This window comes from Chitinophaga sp. GbtcB8 (genome assembly GCF_019091455.1).
Taxonomy (GTDB): domain Bacteria; phylum Bacteroidota; class Bacteroidia; order Chitinophagales; family Chitinophagaceae; genus Chitinophaga.
Genome location: NZ_JAGXJN010000013.1, coordinates 112,487 through 130,088, shown reverse-complemented (window position 1 = coordinate 130,088; position 17,602 = coordinate 112,487). Strand labels below are relative to the sequence as shown.

General features: G+C 48.6%; 14 protein-coding genes. 4 read left to right on the top strand and 10 right to left on the bottom strand.

The features are described from left to right. Positions 1-143: 143 nt before the first annotated feature. From KVT36_RS14025 to KVT36_RS13980, 10 genes are all read right to left on the bottom strand, one after another. The gene (locus KVT36_RS14025) at positions 144-1,289 is read right to left on the bottom strand and encodes an FAD-binding oxidoreductase (protein WP_217604128.1); all 1,146 of its coding nucleotides are present in this window, start codon (positions 1,287-1,289) and stop codon (positions 144-146) included. Positions 1,290-1,310: 21 nt separating this feature from the next. After that, the gene (locus KVT36_RS14020) at positions 1,311-2,252 is read right to left on the bottom strand and encodes an NADP-dependent oxidoreductase (protein WP_217604127.1); all 942 of its coding nucleotides are present in this window, start codon (positions 2,250-2,252) and stop codon (positions 1,311-1,313) included. 224 nt (positions 2,253-2,476) lie between these two features. Beyond that, on the bottom strand, positions 2,477-3,733 hold the full coding sequence (gene ilvA / locus KVT36_RS14015; RefSeq protein WP_217604126.1) for a threonine ammonia-lyase: 1,257 nt from the start codon (positions 3,731-3,733) through the stop codon (positions 2,477-2,479). Positions 3,734-3,830: 97 nt separating this feature from the next. Next, complete coding sequence (gene ilvC, locus KVT36_RS14010) at positions 3,831-4,877, bottom strand: ketol-acid reductoisomerase (RefSeq protein ID WP_217604125.1); 1,047 nt, start codon at positions 4,875-4,877, stop codon at positions 3,831-3,833. A 52-nt stretch (positions 4,878-4,929) separates the two neighbouring features. Next, positions 4,930-5,481 (bottom strand): acetolactate synthase small subunit, encoded by a 552-nt coding sequence (gene ilvN / locus KVT36_RS14005; protein WP_217604124.1) that lies wholly within the window; start codon positions 5,479-5,481, stop codon positions 4,930-4,932. Between the two features lie 44 nt (positions 5,482-5,525). Then, positions 5,526-7,286 (bottom strand): biosynthetic-type acetolactate synthase large subunit, encoded by a 1,761-nt coding sequence (gene ilvB / locus KVT36_RS14000; protein ID WP_368670025.1) that lies wholly within the window; start codon positions 7,284-7,286, stop codon positions 5,526-5,528. Further along, entirely contained in the window at positions 7,252-8,931 is a 1,680-nt protein-coding gene (gene ilvD / locus KVT36_RS13995) for a dihydroxy-acid dehydratase (protein WP_217604123.1), read from the bottom strand. Before ilvD ends, ilvB begins: the two co-directional genes overlap by 35 nt. 261 nt (positions 8,932-9,192) lie before the next feature. Next, complete coding sequence (locus KVT36_RS13990) at positions 9,193-10,095, bottom strand: branched-chain amino acid transaminase (RefSeq protein ID WP_217604122.1); 903 nt, start codon at positions 10,093-10,095, stop codon at positions 9,193-9,195. A gap of 403 nt (positions 10,096-10,498) precedes the next feature. Next, a complete protein-coding gene (locus tag KVT36_RS13985) occupies positions 10,499-11,590 on the bottom strand; it encodes a phosphotransferase enzyme family protein (RefSeq protein ID WP_217604121.1) in 1,092 nt (363 codons plus the stop codon). Continuing rightward, positions 11,581-12,483 carry a sugar phosphate nucleotidyltransferase gene (locus KVT36_RS13980; RefSeq protein ID WP_217604120.1) on the bottom strand — a complete coding sequence of 301 codons (903 nt, stop codon included), beginning with the start codon at positions 12,481-12,483 and terminating at the stop codon, positions 11,581-11,583. Before KVT36_RS13980 ends, KVT36_RS13985 begins: the two co-directional genes overlap by 10 nt. A 435-nt stretch (positions 12,484-12,918) precedes the next feature. Between KVT36_RS13980 and KVT36_RS13975 the strand changes: the two genes are divergently transcribed. The 4 genes from KVT36_RS13975 to KVT36_RS13960 all read left to right on the top strand — a co-directional run bounded on the left by KVT36_RS13975 (position 12,919) and on the right by KVT36_RS13960 (position 17,602). Further along, positions 12,919-15,183 (top strand): family 20 glycosylhydrolase, encoded by a 2,265-nt coding sequence (locus KVT36_RS13975; protein WP_217604119.1) that lies wholly within the window; start codon positions 12,919-12,921, stop codon positions 15,181-15,183. Positions 15,184-15,186: 3 nt separating this feature from the next. After that, complete coding sequence (locus tag KVT36_RS13970; protein WP_217604118.1) at positions 15,187-16,080, top strand: 1-aminocyclopropane-1-carboxylate deaminase/D-cysteine desulfhydrase; 894 nt, start codon at positions 15,187-15,189, stop codon at positions 16,078-16,080. 177 nt (positions 16,081-16,257) lie between these two features. After that, positions 16,258-16,989, top strand: coding sequence for a hypothetical protein (locus KVT36_RS13965; protein ID WP_217604117.1), 732 nt, complete (start codon positions 16,258-16,260; stop codon positions 16,987-16,989). Between the two features lie 82 nt (positions 16,990-17,071). Beyond that, a complete protein-coding gene (locus KVT36_RS13960; RefSeq protein ID WP_217604116.1) occupies positions 17,072-17,602 on the top strand; it encodes a hypothetical protein in 531 nt (176 codons plus the stop codon).

Genomic DNA, 17,602 nt, shown 5'->3' with positions numbered 1-17,602 from the left:
GGGTTGGTGATCGATAAAAAAGCGGATGAATATAGGAAAGAAAGCTGAAAGCGCAAAGCATAAAGCTGAAAGCTTGGAAATTGATACGTATTGCCTGAATGCTGAGATGATTTGAGTACCCCTTTGCTTTGCGCTTTCTGCTTTCAGCTTTCTGCTCCCTCTATCATCATTTGCGCCAGCTGCTGTGCTACCTCGCTGCCAATAGCTACTCCCATACCGCCCATGCGTACGCCCAGGAAAACGCGGCTGCTAAAGGGTTTAAGCAGGGGTTGCTTGCTGGCGCCAAAGGCCATGATACCGGTCCAGCGGCCGGCAATAGTAAAGGAGCGGCCCGGGAGGATAATGGTGCGCAGCTTTTCTTCCAGCACCTGTTGTATATGATCATTCAGCTCAAAGGCCGTGGTAGTTTCCCCGGTAAGGTCCAGGTTGCGGCCGCCGCCAAATAATACCCGGCCTTCCAGCTCGCGGAAATAAAAATATCCCTCATCCATATGAAAAATACCTTTAAAGGGCAGGCCGGGAACCGGGTCTGTAATAAGCACCTGCCCACGGCCGGGCTGCAGGTCCAACTGGGGCAGCAGGGCCTGGGTAAAGGCATTGGTGCAAATGGCGAGCTTGCCGGTATGGAACACAATTTCTTCCTGTGGGTTGGTCTGCTGCGTTATAACGTGAACGCCTGTGGGTGTTTCTTCCATACGCACTGCGGTGCAGCCGGTTTTTATCTCCACCCCTTTGGCAATAGCCAGGTCTATAAGGGTGCGCATCATATGGCCGGTATGCAGCTCCCCTTCATAATTGTTTTGTACCAATGCTTGTGTAAAGCTGCTATCAAATCCAAAAGAAGCCATCTTTTCATTCACCAGGGTAAAAGCATTACCGCCTAATACGGGCTGCAGCAGGTCATTTACCGCATCCAGTTGTTCCAGCGCCGGTAATTCCCGGGTGCTGATCAATTCGTAGCTGCCCTGTTCCCGGTAATGAATATGCTCATCGCCCAGGCGCTGGCGCAGCATGTGCAGGCCTTTGCGGCGCATGGCTACCAAAGCAGTAACCTCCGCAGGGGAAAGGGTTTGCAGATCGGCTAATATTTCCGTGAGGCTGCCAATGCATGCAAAACCGGCATTTTTAGTACTGGCGCCGGTTGGCAGCAATGCCCGTTCCAGCACCAGCACACTGGCCTGCGGCTGCTGCTCCTTAATGCTGATAGCAGCAGACAGGCCCACTATACCGCTGCCTAATACAATGTAGTGATAGTGGAGAAGGCTTTGTTTTTCCCAGTAGCTTAACATAAAAAAGTCGATGGTCCAAATTTAAGGTATCAACACCACCTTACCATTAATATGGTGGGTTTCCAGTGCCTGGTGGGCTTTGGCTACTTCGCGCAGGGGAAAACTGGCATCCACCTTTATCTGCAGCTTACCGCTGGCCATGAGGGCTGCTACCTGCTCCATACGCTGTCCGCTGGGCCGTACACTCATCCACACTACCCGCACGCCTTTTTCTTTGGCTTTGGCCAGCACTGCCGGATCATTTTTAAACATAGAGGGTAATGACACCATTATGCCGCCGGGTTTAAGCACCTCCAGGGAGCGCAGGGCGGTTTCCCCGCCCATTGCATCCAGCACCACATCTACGGGTGTTATGTTCTTTTCAAAGTGCTGGTCGTGGTAATCAATGCTTTCATTTACGCCCAGCTCTTTCAGGTAAGCATGATTTTGTACGGAGGCAGTGCCAATGACATATGTTTCCGTATTACGCGCCAGCTGCACGGCGATATGCCCTACCCCGCCTGCTGCAGCATGTATAAGAATGCGCTGGCCGGGTTGCAGCTGTGCATGATCATACAGGGCTTCCCAGGCAGTGAGGGTTGCCAGGGGTGCAGCACCGGCTATATCATCTGTAATATTATCAGGCACGCGGGCAAACTCCTGCTCCTCTACTATGGCAAATTGTGCATAGGCATTTGCAGGATTGGGGAAGTGGCTGAGGCCAAATACCCGGTCGCCGGGGCTGAACTTGTGGGCACCCTGACCGGTATCTACGATCTGGCCGGCAATGTCCCAGCCCAGTATGGCGGGTAGTGTAAAGTATTGTGCCTGTCCTTTGCCGGCGCGTGTTTTATAATCTACAGGGTTAATACCGGCGGCTTTTACTTTTACCAGCAGCTGGCCTGCAGCCGGCCGTGGTATGGGGATCTCTGTTATCTCAAAAGTGTTGGCGTCGCCAAACTGTGGTAATGTAGCTGCTTGCATGATTCCGTTTTTTTTATGCTGAATGCGGAACACTTAATGCAGAACGCTGCCTGCGTTCTATGTTAAGCGTGTGCTTTAATTATCGCTCAATTATTCTGCCATTTTGCTAATAACGCACATTAGCGCTGGTTACGTATACCGTTGAGCATAAAGCTAAAAGCAGAAAGCACAAAGCGCTGGGATTATCCACTGCTTTGTGCTTTCTGCTTTATGCTTTCAGCTTCTTACACCAGGTACCCGAACAGGTTATCGTCTTCGTTCAGTGCGGTATAATGCAGGTTATACTTGCGGAAGTTGGCTATCAGCGTATCATAATCCTCACGGTTCTTCAGCTCTATGCCTACCAGCGCGGGACCGGTTTCCTTATTATGTTTCTGTATAAATTCAAAGCGGGTAATATCGTCGTTAGGGCCCAGTATGTTGTTCAGGAAATCCCTGAGCGCTCCGGGCCTTTGGGCAAAACGTACAATAAAGTAGTGTTTAAGCCCTTCATACAGGAGGGAACGTTCTTTTATTTCCTGCATGCGGTCTATATCATTATTGCTGCCGCTTACAATACATACTACGCGTTTGCCTTTTATTTCAGCGGCAAAATCATCCAGCACGGCCATGGATAAGGCACCGGCTGGTTCTACCACAATAGCGTCCTCATTATACAGCTGCAGGATGGTGGAGCATACTTTACCTTCTGCTACCAGGTGCATTTTGTCCAACACCTCTTTGCAGATCTCAAAAGGCAGGTTGCCTACCCTTTTTACGGCAGCGCCGTCTACAAAGCGGTCAATTTCGGTGAGGGTAACAGGGGCGCCGTTTTCCAGCGCGCGTAACATTGATGGCGCGCCTTTGGGCTCTACCCCTACAATGGTTGTTCCGGGACTGTATGTTTTAAAATAAGTGCCTACCCCGGCTGCCAGTCCGCCGCCGCCAATGGGTATAAACAGGTAATCCACCTGCGGCTGATCTTCCAGGATCTCTACTGCTACGGTGCCCTGCCCTTCAATGATCAGGGGATCATCAAAAGGAGGTATGAACGTCATGCCATGTAGTTTGGTAAAGGCCTGCGCTTCAAATGCACAATCATCAAACGTATCGCCTACCAGCTGAATGCGGATGTGATCACCGCCAAACATTTTCACCTGGTTCACCTTTTGTTTGGGTGTGATGATGGGCATAAACACTACGCCCCGGATACCTAATAATTTACAGGAGTAAGCAAAACCCTGCGCGTGGTTACCGGCACTGGCGCAGGTTACGCCATTAGCCAGCTGCTCAGGTTTTAAACTGCTGATGAGGTTATAAGCGCCCCGCAGCTTATAGGAGCGCACGATCTGCATGTCCTCCCGCTTCAGGTATACTTCACAGCCATAACGCCGGGATAAAGTGGCGCTATAGGTAAGCGGCGTGCGGTTCACTACGGACGCCAATCTTTCCGAAGCACTCAGAATATTTAATGGTTGGACAGGGGCCGATACTTCAGACATCTCAATTACAATTTCAGATCTACGATCTTAGATCTACGATCCCGGATCCACACAAGGCAGATCCGAAACCGTAGATCTAAAATCGTAAATATTATTACTAGGCGTTGTTCGGACGCAGCTTACGTACGGCTGCACCGGCCTGCCACATTTCACTTTCACGCAGTTCTTTCAGCTCTTCGTTCAGCTTTTCGCGGTAGTCCGGAGTGCTGTTGGAGGCAATAGAACGGGCGGCTTCTTTACCGGCTGCTACGCTGGCATACAGCTCTTCAAACACCGGCTGGGTAGCTGCTTTAAACTTCTTCCACCAATCCAGCGCACCGCGTTGGGCAGTAGTAGAACAGTTAGCATACATCCAGTCCATACCATTCTCTGCTACCAGCGGCATCAGGGATTGGGTCAGCTCTTCTACGGTTTCGTTGAAAGCTTCTGAAGGAGAGTGGCCGTTTTTGCGCAGCACTTCGTACTGGGCGGCAAAAATACCCTGGATGCAACCCATCAGCGTACCACGTTCGCCGGTAAGATCGCTGAATACTTCTTTCTTAAAATCTGTCTGGAACAGGTAACCGGAGCCTACGCCAATACCCAGTGCAATCACGCGATCGCGGGCTTTGCCGGTGGCATCCTGGAAAATAGCGAAGCTGGAGTTCAGCCCCTGGCCTGCCAGGAATAACCTGCGCAGGGAGGTACCGGAACCTTTAGGCGCTACCAGTATTACATCCACATCTGCAGGGGGAATGATGTTTGTTTGCTCTTTGTAGGTGATGCCAAAACCATGGGAAAAATACAATGCCTTACCGGGGGTGAGGTATTGCTTTAATGTAGGCCACAGGGTGATCTGGCCGGCATCAGACAGCAGGAACTGGATGATGGTGCCCTTCTGTGCAGCTTCTTCGATCTCAAACAGCGTTTTACCGGGTACCCAGCCATCAGCAACGGCTTTATCCCAGGTTTTAGAATCTTTACGCTGACCAATGATCACATTAAAACCATTGTCTTTAAGGTTCAATGCCTGGCCGGGGCCCTGCACGCCGTAACCGATAATAGCGATCGTTTCATTTTTCAGAACTTCTCTCGCTTTTTCCATGGGGAATTCTTCTCTGGTTACTACGTCTTCCAGTACCCCGCCAAAATTGATGGTTGCCATTGTTATTTCCGATTTTAGATTTTAGATTTATTAACGATGCGTTGTGAACAGCTTAGCTGTTTGTGGTTTTAAAGTTATCTGCGTCCTTACCAGCCAGCTCTTTCAGGTGATCGTGGAAACGGCGGCTCCATTTTACAATGGCTACCCGGCCGCTTTTGGAATACTCGATCAGCCCATAAGGTTCCAGCTTCTTAAGCATATCTATCAGCTCCTGCTGATGCCCTGTTTTTTCTATCACAAAATAATCGGCAGTGATAGTGAGGATACGGGCGTGGTTATCGCGGATCAGCTGCTCAATATTACCATTTTGCAGTGATTTGGTAGATATTTTATACAAGGCCAGCTCCTGGTATACCACCTCATCCTCTTCATGTACAAAGGCACGGTGTATCTCTATGAGCTTTTCTATCTGTCCCACTACCTTGTCCAGCTTTTCGCGTTCAGACAGTACGGTGATGATGAACTTATATACACCGGGTATTTCCGTTTCAGCCGTGGTAAGGCTGGTGATGTTGATGCCGCGGCGGGTGAAGATAACGGTGATACGGTTAGTGATACCGATACGATCCTCCGTATATACCGTTACTGTATATTCTTTTTGCATGATGGTCTTAATGTGTTGGTGAAAAAGTGATGGATGAACCGGTACTACTCCAGGCGGATATCTGCAATAGATGCGCCGGAAGGTACCATCGGGAATACGTTGTCTTCCTGTTCCACCACTACTTCCAGCAGGTAAGCGCCTTTATGGTTCAGCATTTCATCTACCGCAGCACTAATATCAGCACGGTCTGTTACCTTTCTGCCGGGAATGTAAAACCCTTTGGCTATCTGCACAAAATCAGGGTTGATCATTTCCGTGGAAGAATAACGCTTATCAAAGAACAGCTGCTGCCACTGGCGTACCATGCCCAGGAAGTTGTTGTTCAGGATCACGATCTTCACCCCTATTTCTGACTGGTAAATGGTGCCCAGCTCCTGTAAGGTCATCTGGAAACAACCATCGCCAATAATAGCTACCACCTCTTTTTCCGGTGCGCCCATTTTGGCGCCCATAGAGGCCGGCAGGGCAAAACCCATAGTACCCATACCACCGGAGGTGATGTTGGTATTAGGATCTTTAAAGCCGTAGTAACGGGAAGCCACCATCTGGTGCTGGCCTACATCTGTTACCAGTACGGCATGGCCGCCGGTTTTTTCAGAGATGTGGCGAATTACTTCCGCCATTTTCAGCTGCCCTTCTGTGGGATATAATTCTTTCCTGGTTACTTTTTCTTCTTCCTTTTTATCTGCCTCACGGAAGCTTTGCAGCCACTCATCGTGCTTTTGTGCTTTTACTTTCGGCAGCAGGGCGGTTAATGCGGCCTTTGCATCGGCATGCACAGCTACATCTGCTTTAATGATCTTGTTGATCTCTGCGGCATCAATTTCTATATGCAGCACTTTGGCCTGTGTGGCATAACTATTAACGTCGCCGGTTATACGGTCATCAAAGCGCATACCTACGGCTATCAATACATCACACTCATTGGTGTTAATGTTAGGCCCGTAGTTACCGTGCATACCCAGGTAACCTACATACAGGGGATGATCTACCGGTACGGCAGAGAGGCCCAGTAAAGTAGATGCAATAGGGATCTGCGCTTTTTCTGCCAGGGCTATCAGCTCTTTTTCCGCATTGGCAATTAACACGCCATGCCCGCACAGGATGTAAGGACGTTTAGCGCTGTTAATAAGTGCGGCGGCTTCCTCTACCTGCTCGTTCTGCAATTCAGGCACGGGGCGGTAGCTGCGGATGTAATCGCATTTTTTATACTGGAAATCGAACTTGGCAAATTGTGCATTCTTGGTAATATCTACCAGCACCGGGCCGGGGCGGCCGTTAGCGGCTATATAAAATGCTTTTGCAATGGCGCCGGGAATATCTTCCGCGCGTGTTACCTGGATATTCCATTTTGTGATAGGCATGGTAATACCTATTACATCAGTTTCCTGGAAAGCATCTGTACCCAGTAAGGCGGCTCCTACCTGCCCGGTAATACATACCATTGGGGTAGAATCCATATGTGCATCTGCAAGGCCGGTGACCAGATTGGTTGCGCCTGGTCCTGAAGTGGCAAACACCACACCTACTTTACCTGATGTACGCGCAAACCCCTGCGCAGCATGGGTAGCGCCCTGTTCGTGCCGGACCAGTATATGATGTACCTGGTCCTGGAAATCGTACAGCGCATCATAGATAGGCATGATAGCACCTCCAGGATAACCGAAAATGGTTTCCACTCCTTCTGCAATAAGGGAGCGGATCACCGCTTCTGCACCGGTAATGTTCAGTGCAGGCGCTGGTGAGGCTGTAACCCGTTTATCAGACGGTTCAGTCTTCATCGGTAACACATCCTTCTGTTGCATTTTTTACAAGTTTTGCGTATTTAAATAATATCCCGTTAGTGGCTTTTAAAGCGGGTTGTTTCCACTGGGCCCTGCGGGCTGCCAGCTCTTCATCGCTTACCTCAACATGTATCTTGTTGCTAACGGCGTCTATTTCTATTATATCATCGTCTTTTACCAGGGCTATGGTGCCGCCTTCAAAGGCTTCGGGCGTAATGTGCCCTACCACAAAGCCATGGGTGCCGCCGGAGAAGCGGCCATCGGTGATCAGCGCCACGCTTTTACCCAAACCAGTGCCCATAATGGCGGAGGTGGGTTTCAGCATTTCCGGCATACCGGGTGCGCCTTTGGGGCCTACCTGGCGTATCACGACCACATCACCAGATTTTACACGTCCGCTCTGGATACCGGCTATCAGCTCAAACTCCCCATCAAATACTCGGGCCGGACCGCGGAAACGTTCGCCTTCCTTACCGGTGATCTTGGCTACAGAGCCTTGCTCCGCCAGGTTGCCATACAACATCTGTATGTGGCCTGTGGCTTTCAGCGGTTTATCCAGCGGGAAAATAATGTGCTGTTTTTCAAAGTCAATATCCGGTACACTTTCCAGGTTCTCTGCTATTGTTTTACCGGTTACGGTGAGGCAATGTCCGTGCAGGCGTCCCTGTTTTAACAGGTATTTCATTACCAATGGTACCCCGCCAATGTTGTGCTGGTCTTCCATCATGTATTTACCACTGGGTTTCAGATCGGCTATCAGCGGCGTTCTATCGCTGATGGCCTGGAAATCCTGCAGGGTAATAATAAGGCCTACGGAGCGGGCAATGGCTATCAGGTGCAGCACTGCGTTGGTGCTGCCGCCCAGCGCTATAATAACTGTGATAGCATTTTCAAATGCTTCACGCGTCATAATATCGCGGGGTTTAATATCCTGTTCCAGTAATAAACGTATATACTTGCCTGCTGCTAAACATTCCTCATGTTTTTCCTTGCTAAGCGCAGGGTTGGAGGAGCTGTAGGGCAGGCTCATACCCAGCGCTTCTGCTGCGCTGGACATTGTGTTAGCAGTGTACATACCACCACAGGCGCCGGCGCCCGGGCAGGAGTTTTTTACAATGCCCTTAAAGTCAGCTTCTTCCAGCTGGCCGGCCATTTTCTGACCCAGGGCTTCAAAAGCTGAAATAATGTTCAGGTCCTGGCCTTTGTATTTACCGGGGGCAATAGTGCCGCCGTACACCATAATAGCCGGGCGGTTCAAACGGCCCATGGCCATCAGTGAGCCGGGCATGTTCTTATCACAACCGGGTACAGTGATCAGCGCATCATAATACTGTGCGCCGCAAACGGTTTCAATGGAATCTGCTATCAGATCGCGGCTTACCAGCGAGTAGCGCATACCTTCCGTACCATTGCTGATACCATCGCTTACGCCTATAGTATGAAAAGTAAGGCCTACCAGGTTCTGCGCCCATACGCCCTGTTTTACTTCCTTTGCAAGGTCGTTCAGGTGCATGTTACAGGTATTCCCATCATATCCCATGCTTACCACACCTACCTGCGCTTTTTTCAGATCTTCTTCTGTTAAGCCTATCCCGTACAGCATGGCTTGTGCAGCCGGTTGCGTAGGGTCTTGCGTGATCGTTTTACTATATTTATTCAGTTCCATTGCCGTTGAATTACCAAGTTTCCAGTTTTACAAGAAAAAATAAGCCCGTATCCCGCTCCAGAGCGGAACTTAAGAGGCTACAAAATAGTTAGTATTCGTGGGAGGCGCCAAACCAACAATTACAGGTTAGCCGGTCTTCAAATCTGTGGTTTTATGGCTCAAACCCTTTACTGTAGTGAAAATCGTATAGGCGAAATTCCGGATTCCAAAGAAATACCGGGATGTGGATTACGGGAATCCACATCCCGGATCCGGTATATATTACGCTACTTTAGCTTCGCGTTTGAACTCTTTTTCCAGCACCCGGGCTTTGTAGGCCTGCTGTAACACTTTACCCAGTGATTCGGAGAAGGGTTTGGAGAAGGTTTGTCCGTCCAGGGAATCCCAGCCGATAACTTCTGCTGCGGTACCGCAATAGAACACGCTTTCTGCCTGTTTCAGCTCTTCCAGGGTGAATAATTTTTCTTCCAGGGGAATGCCCAGCTCATGGCACAGCTCAATTACTGTGGCGCGGGTAATACCTGGCAGAATGTGGCCTTTGGGAGGCGTATAGAGCTTTCCGTTCTTTTCAAAGAATATGTTAGCGCCGGGGCCTTCTGCTACATTACCGTTCATATCCAGCAGTAATGCTTCGTCATAGCCTTTTTCCTTGGCTTCCTGGGAGGCCAGGATGGAGTTGATATATAAACCGGCTGATTTGGATTCGATCTGGAATGCTTTGGGGTTGGGACGTTGGTAAGTGGAGGTCATTACGCGCAGCAGCTTTTCGCCCAGGTACGCTCCCCACTCCCACGCACATATGAGAATATGTGATTCGCTGGCAGCTTTCAGGGTCATGTTCGGCGGACAGAAAACCAGCGGGCGGATGTAAGCTTCCTCCATGTTGTTTAATTCCAGCACTTTGTAACAGGCCTTGATCAGCTCTTCGTTATTGTACTTGTAAGGAATGTGTATCAGCTCACAGGAACGCTTGAACCGGTCAAAGTGTTCTTCGGCTTTGAATATTTTCACTTCCCCCTTTTCTGTTTTGTAGGCGCGGATGCCTTCAAAAACTGCATAACCGTAGTGCAGGGACTGACCATACAGGTCTATTTTAGCCTCAGCGGCTTTTGCGTACTCACCGTCAAAGTAAAGAATGGTGTTCTCGTTGTAGTAGCTGTACATATGATTTTGAATTATACTTCCTAATTGATTTGTTTGACTGTTCTGTTTGTTTTAGGCAAAAAAAAAGCCTTCCTCTTTGCGGAGGAAGGCGATCTATATCTTAGCAGTGATTATACACGTCAACCTATCCTCCATACTGGTGGCTTATAATGACAACGACAATCACGACCAGCGTAATAGCCCAGTTGAGCTGCGGTACTATGTGATTGAGTTTATTATTGTCTTTATTTACCCACATGGAGGGACATATTTATTTTACTGTGACTACAAATGTATTAGAGTACGCACGAAAAAACAATATCAATTAAAAATTTTGATGTTTCGCAACTAAGGAGCCTGTTTTTGAAGATATTGAAATTTTTACTTCGTTCTTTAGATGATTTCTATCAAAATAGTAAGAATATTATATATCCTTTCTTGCTTTTCCAAGGCAGGTGCTGATAATTTCCTGTAAAACGCCCTCTTTTTCCAGTAACCGTTCCAGTAAGGTAAGCTGGTTGATGGCCCGGTTATAGTTATGCTGCGGGTATTTGATGGGGTAATACACATCCCCGTTCAGATAATCCGTTAAAAAGCGGAGGCCCTGCATATAGATCATAAAGGGGCCTGCATAGAACAGGTGTTCCTTCTCTACTTCTGTGAGCACATCACCTATTTCTGATAAATAACCATCCATTAAGGCATGATAATACTCCTGGCGGATGCGGATGCGGCTAATATCCGGCTCCTCTTCAGATACAGGGCATACATAGGTGCGCACCATATCGCCCAGGTCAGAAATGATCTTACCGGGCATCAGGGTATCCAGGTCGCACACACACAGTCCTTTGTAGGTGCCCTTTTGCAGCAATACATTATTGATCTTGGTATCGTGGTGCATGAGGCGGTCCGGGAACTGCGGGTTACCGGTTAAACGCTCATAGGTAGCGGCAATATCTTTATGCTGCAGAAAGGCCTTTATAAGGTCCTCTGCTGTTGTTTTACGCTCTGCACCTGCATTTTGCACGGCTTCTTCAAAAGCGTTGTAGCGTAAGGTTAAGTTATGGAAGTTGGGGATGGTAGCCTTAAAATCCTGCATATCAATACCATCCAGGTAACGGGCCAGGCGGCCAAACTGCTGTGCTGCCTGGAAGGCCTGGGCCGGATCATCGGCCTGGTCTACTGTCAGGGAGCCGGCAATAAAGGGTATTACACGCCAGTATTCGTCATTGAACACAAACAGGTCCTGCCCGTCTACCGTGGGCACCGGCGTTATAAACAGGTACTCCGGGTGGTGCAGGGACAGGTAATTGGCGGCCATGCGCTGGTTAAGCGCTATGGCCGCCGGTTCCTTAAATACGGCTGTATTAATACGTTGCAGTATCAGCTGGCTCTCGTTCCGGGTTTCTACCAGGAAGGTATTGTTAATATGACCGCTGCCGAATTTTTTGATCTCTGTTCCGGCGCCATCTATATTGAAAGCTTGCAGGATACTGTCATGCGGTCTTATTTCCATAAGTTGTTGGGATATTCTCCTTGAGCTACCAGTGCATTCAGGCTTTCCTGTACGCCGGGAGCATCTTCTTTATAGGTTACACCAAACCATTTAGAGCTGGTAGGAATAACGTTCACCACACCCAGCTTGTTCTGTATAAAGTGATCCACTACAATGGGAATGAAGAACTCTGACTTAGGGTTGCTGATGTTCTTATCCAGGAAGGCTTTGAACTGTTTTTCACTCAGGTCAAATACGGAGGGATGGAAACCCCAGAAGTTCATAGATACCGGGGTATCAGGAGACAGCGGGTGTTTGGAACCATCTGCTTCTTCATACACGATCTGGCCGCCTTCAGGATAGATCTTGGTGCGTTCGTTGATGGCAGACAGGTTGCCATTAGCATCTGCAGCGCATACGCCGCGGGATACGGATCCATGCTCACTCACGGTTTTACCCAGCTCATACCCTACTACTGCATAGGTATCTGCTGCGCATTTGTTATTTAAGAAGTCGGCTGCTTTCTGAAAAGCATCGCGGCCGTAGAAGTCATCTGCATTAATTACGGCAAAAGGCTCGTTAATGGCGTTCTTAGCGCATAATACGGCATGTGCGGTACCCCAGGGTTTAGCACGGTCTGCCGGTACTTCATGGCCTTGTGTAAAGGCATTCATTTCCTGGAATACGTAATCAGTAGCTACCTTGCCTTTCAGCTTGGGCTCAAAAATGTCTTTGAAATCTTTTTCAAAGTCTTTACGAATGATAAATACGATCTTACCAAAACCAGCACGGATGGCGTCAAAAATAGAATAGTCCACGATGGTTTCACCGCTGGGACCAAACTGCTGGATCTGTTTTAAGCTACCGTACCGGCTTGCCATGCCTGCTGCCAGGATCAATAAAGTAGGTTTCATTTTCTACTGATTAGTTTTTAATTTTCAAATCTTGAACCATAAATATCAGCGTTAAATTTAGTCATTAAAAGTATTTTACGCGTTCTTTTTTAGCAGAAAGGGGAAAGCAGAAAGCACAAAGCGTAAGGCGGATAGCTGAAAGCATAAAGCGGAAAGCTTCCTGCTTTGGGGATTGGGCTTTATACTTTATGCTTATATGAATAAATAGTGAATTCTAGCAGAAAGCTAAAAGCGGAAAGCAGAAAGCTGACTGCGTTGGGCTGGGGCCTGGAGGTATGATAGTAAATTTTTAGCGGAAAGCTTACTGCCTGGAAGTTTGGAGCTTTATGCTTTATGCTTTATGCTTTATGCTTCAAATAGTAAATTTTAACGGAAGCGCAGGACAAAGCTTTATGCTTTATCCTTTCTGCTTTATGCTTTTATAAACAAACAAATATGAAGAAACTTTTAGTGTTTTCCTGGGCTTTGCTGTGGTGCGTAATAACCAGCGCACAGCAAACGCCGGCCGTGCACCTGGTGCCGCAGCCTAAATCCGTTCAAACTACAGCGGGTACTTTTAGCTTTTCCAAAGTAACCCGCATCCTTTACGGGGATGATGAGGCTAAAAAAGTGGCCGACCTGCTGAACGTTTTTTTAAAGGCCAACAACGGCATTACCCTGCCCATGAATAAGGCCATGGCCAAAACGGCTACCGGCATGATCTCTATTGTGCCGGATAATACCCTGCCGGAAGAAGGTTATGTACTGTGGGTAACCAGTAAAATGGTGCAGCTGCGCGGCAATGGCGCCGGCCTGTTCTATGGCCTGCAAACCTTACAGCAGCTGATGCAGGTTGAGGGCGATGCAGTGACCATACCGAACGTAAAGATCACAGATGCACCACGTTTTGCCTATCGCGGGCTGATGCTGGATGCAGGCCGCTGGTTTTTTCCCCCAGACTATGTAAAACACTTTATTGATGTAATGGCGCAGTACAAGTTTAACCGCTTTCACTGGCACCTCACGGAAGACCAGGGCTGGCATATAGAAATAAAACGCTACCCGCGCCTGCAGGAAATATCCTCTAAACGTGCAGAAACCATTGTAGGCCATGCTGCCCGCAGCAATACCTATGATGGTAAGCCCCATGGCGGTTATTACACACAGGATGAAGTAAGGGATATTGTAAAATATGCGGCAGAGCGGCATATTACCATCATCCCTGAAATAGAAATGCCCGGCCATTCGGAAGCTGCGCTGGCAGCCTATCCTAACCTGGGCTGCACTGGCGGGCCGTATAAAGTATCCGGCAAATGGGGTGTGAATAAAGAGGTGTATTGCGCGGGTAACGACTCCGTATATACGTTCCTGGAAAATGTATTAACAGAGGTAATGGACCTGTTTCCCGGCCAGTACATTCATATTGGCGGCGATGAATGCCCCAAGGACCGCTGGAAGGAATGCCCCAAGTGCCAGAAACGCATGAAAGAACTAGGCTTAAAGGACGAACACGCCCTGCAAAGCTATTTTATACAGCGCATGGAAAAGTTCATTAACAGCAAAGGACGCCGTATTATTGGCTGGGACGAGATCCTGGAAGGCGGCCTGGCACCCAATGCCACTGTAATGAGCTGGCGGGGCGAGGCAGGCGGTATTGCTGCGGCCAAAGAAAAACATGATGTGATCATGACGCCCAATACTTACCTGTACCTGGATTATTACCAGGGTAACCCGGCTACTGAACCGCTGAACATTGGCGGCTTTTTGCCCCTGCAAACCGTATATAACTATGAGCCCCTGCCCCCTACCCTTACGGATAACGAGCAGGGATATATTAAAGGCGTGCAGGCCAACTTATGGACAGAGTACCTGCCTACCGGACAATTGGTGGATTATATGTTATGGCCCCGCGCCCTGGCAGTTGCAGAGATCACCTGGTCGCCGGCAGCTGAAAAGAACTATGATAATTTCTTAGAACGCCTGCCCGCACAGCTGGCCCATATGGACAAAACCGGCGTGTCCTTCCGCATACCGGAACCTGCAGGTTTGGAAAATAACGTAACAGCATCTTCCAAAACCAGTATTACCCTGCGGCCTTTAGTAGCAGGCGCTAAGATCTATTATACTACTGATGGCAGCGAGCCTACAGAAAGCAGCACGCTTTATAAAGAAACCATCAGCCTGCCTGTGCACAAAACGCCTACTGTGCTGAAATGCATTGTGGTAACGCCTTCCGGCCGTAAGAGCAGCGTATACAGCGCTACTTACCTGCGTAAAGATTATGTAGCAGCAGCTAATGTGAACCCTGCCAGCAAAGGCATTCGCTTTAATGCCTACAACCGTGCTTTTAAAAATGCCAGGCAGGTAAGCGGACAGGCCGACAGCAGCGGTGTGCAGCCATCGTTTGACCTGCGCCCTTTCCTGAAAAAGGATGCTTTCAGCTTAGCCTATGAAGGTTACATAAAAGTGGATGCGGATGGTGTGTATGAGTTTAACCTGAAATGCGATGATGGCGGTGTACTTTACATAGATGATGACCTGACCGTAGATAATGACGGCGAACATGCACCACTGGATAAAACCGGTATTGTGCCTTTGAAGGCCGGTTTCCACAAAATAAAGGTATTGTACTTTAACGCAGGCGGCGGCGCTGAACTGGGCGTAACCGTGCGTACCAAAACAGGGAATATGAATTTGAGGAATGCGTTGTTTGTAGAGTAGACCATGGACCAACCTAACTATTCAAATATTATTCTTCAGCCCATACAACCAGCATGGCTGCCTCCGCAACTGGAGGCAGCCATGTTGCGTTTAGACCTGCTGCACCCGGAGATATCCGGCAACAAATGGTTTAAGCTGAAACAGAACCTGGCACAGGCAAAAGCGGCCGGTAAAACGCGCATTGTAACGTTTGGCGGGGCATGGTCTAACCATATAGCTGCTACAGCGGCGGCCTGCCGGTTAGCGGGCCTGCAAAGCACAGGTATTATACGCGGGGAAGCAGCGCCTGCGCTGAGCCTTACCTTACAACAGGCGCAACGTTATGGCATGCAGCTGCACTTCATAAGCCGGGAGGCTTATAAACAAAAAGGTAATACGGATTGGGAGGCACAATACCCCGATGGATTTATAATCCCGGAAGGCGGCCATAATGCAGCTGGTGCGGCGGGGTGTAAGGAAATATTATCCTTGGCGCCCACTCAACATTTTACGCATATCCTATGCCCGGCAGGCACAGGCACTACGCTGGCGGGATTAATTAACAGCGCACAACCACAGCAACAGGTATTGGGCATTGCCGTATTAAAAGGCGGCACCTATTTGCAGCAGGAAGTGGAGAACCTGCTGGAAGGCCCTGCCACTGCTAACTGGGAGCTATTACAAGGATTTCATGGGGGCGGGTATGCTAAAGTAAGCCCGGAACTGATAGACTTTATAAATGACTTTTATACACAAACCGGGGTACCGCTGGATATGATCTATACCGGCAAAATGGCGTGGGGCCTGCAGCAGCTGGTACAGCAGGGCTATTTTCCCCCGGGCAGCCGCCTGCTGCTGATCCATACCGGTGGTTTACAGGGCAATCTTTCCCTGGCTCCCGGCGTTCTATGCTTTTAATAAAAAGCGCTTCGCTATATTTGGAGCTAATTGTATTTTTGCCAACTTAACAGCCAATCCCTTTTACAGGTCTTAGCATATGCCCGGTGAGTTACCTACCCATCCGGAATTGGCTATGCCCGGCGCCTGTAAAAGCATTAGCAATAGTAAAGTGGAACTGAACTTGTTTTTTGTTGTATGAAGCAGATCGCGCGTTTATCATTTATAGCATTATTACTCAACATATTTACGCTGTGTGCTTATGCCCAGCAGGAGCCTTCCCAGCAGTACACTCCGCCGGTGCTGCCGGATTTTATGGCCCTGATCAAAACCGGTAAGATACAGCTGGAATGGCTGTCTGGTTTTACCAATGTAAAACAGATCGGTATACAGCGTTCGCTGGATAGTGTGCTGAACTTCAACACTATTGCATATGCATCTTACCCGGCCCAAACCCGGAATGTGTACCTGGATACCAAACCTTTACCCGGCAGCAACTATTACCGCCTGTTCATACTGCTGAACACCGGGCGGTACATGTACAGCAATACTGTACTGGCTGTGCCGGACAGCACCATCAAAGCCACCCAGAAGCTGGATATGGAAGATGTAAAGGAATTACAGAAAAATGCTGCCAACGGAGAAAAGACACCCGAAAAAGTAGCATGGCATCCCTCCAATACGGTATATACCACCGTAGACGGCAATGTGAACATTAACCTGCCGGATGCGGAGAAAAAGAAATATTCTGTTAAATTCTTTGAAACGGATGGCGGCTTCCTGTTCCAGATAGATCAGGTAAAAGAACCTTTCCTGATATTGGAAAAGGCCATATTCCTGCACTCCGGCTGGTTTAACTTTGAGCTGTATGAGGATGGCAAGCTGAAAGAGAAATGGAGCTTTTTTATACCGTTGAATTACAGATCGTAGGAGTGAAATAAGAGGCCTGACATGAACTTCACTAGGGATGTACTAGGGAAAAACATGGGATCTAGTAGGGAAACAATATACTATGACAACTATTACTATCCTCCCCTTACAAGGGATTGACATTCCAGGTGTTGGCGCCATCAATTTAGGCCAGTCCAGATCTGCTATTGAAAAAATACTGGGAAAACCTGGCAATCATTCGGACGACAGCCGGTCGTTTTATGATGACTATGAGTGCCGGATTGATTTTGATAAGTCTGGTATGGTTGAATTTATAGAGTTTATTTACGGCCCTGTTCCCGAAAAAACACAGTTATCGCTCTATGGGATCGATCCTTTCCGGGTTGGCGCAGACAATCTTCTGGCCCTGCTTTCAGAAAAAAATCAGGGTCCGGTAGATGACTCTGAAGCGGAGTACTGCTACGGCTTTGTGAATATCTCAGTTGGTGTTTGGCGGGAGTTCACGGAAAAAGAAGTGCAGGAAAGCATCGCTGAAATGAAAGAGAGCGGTGAATATGAAGACAACCGGGAATTACTTGATGAAGACCTTGAAAAAGCCAGGAACTTCTGGACCATCGGAATTGGGACACCGGGCTATTATACAATAAGTTAG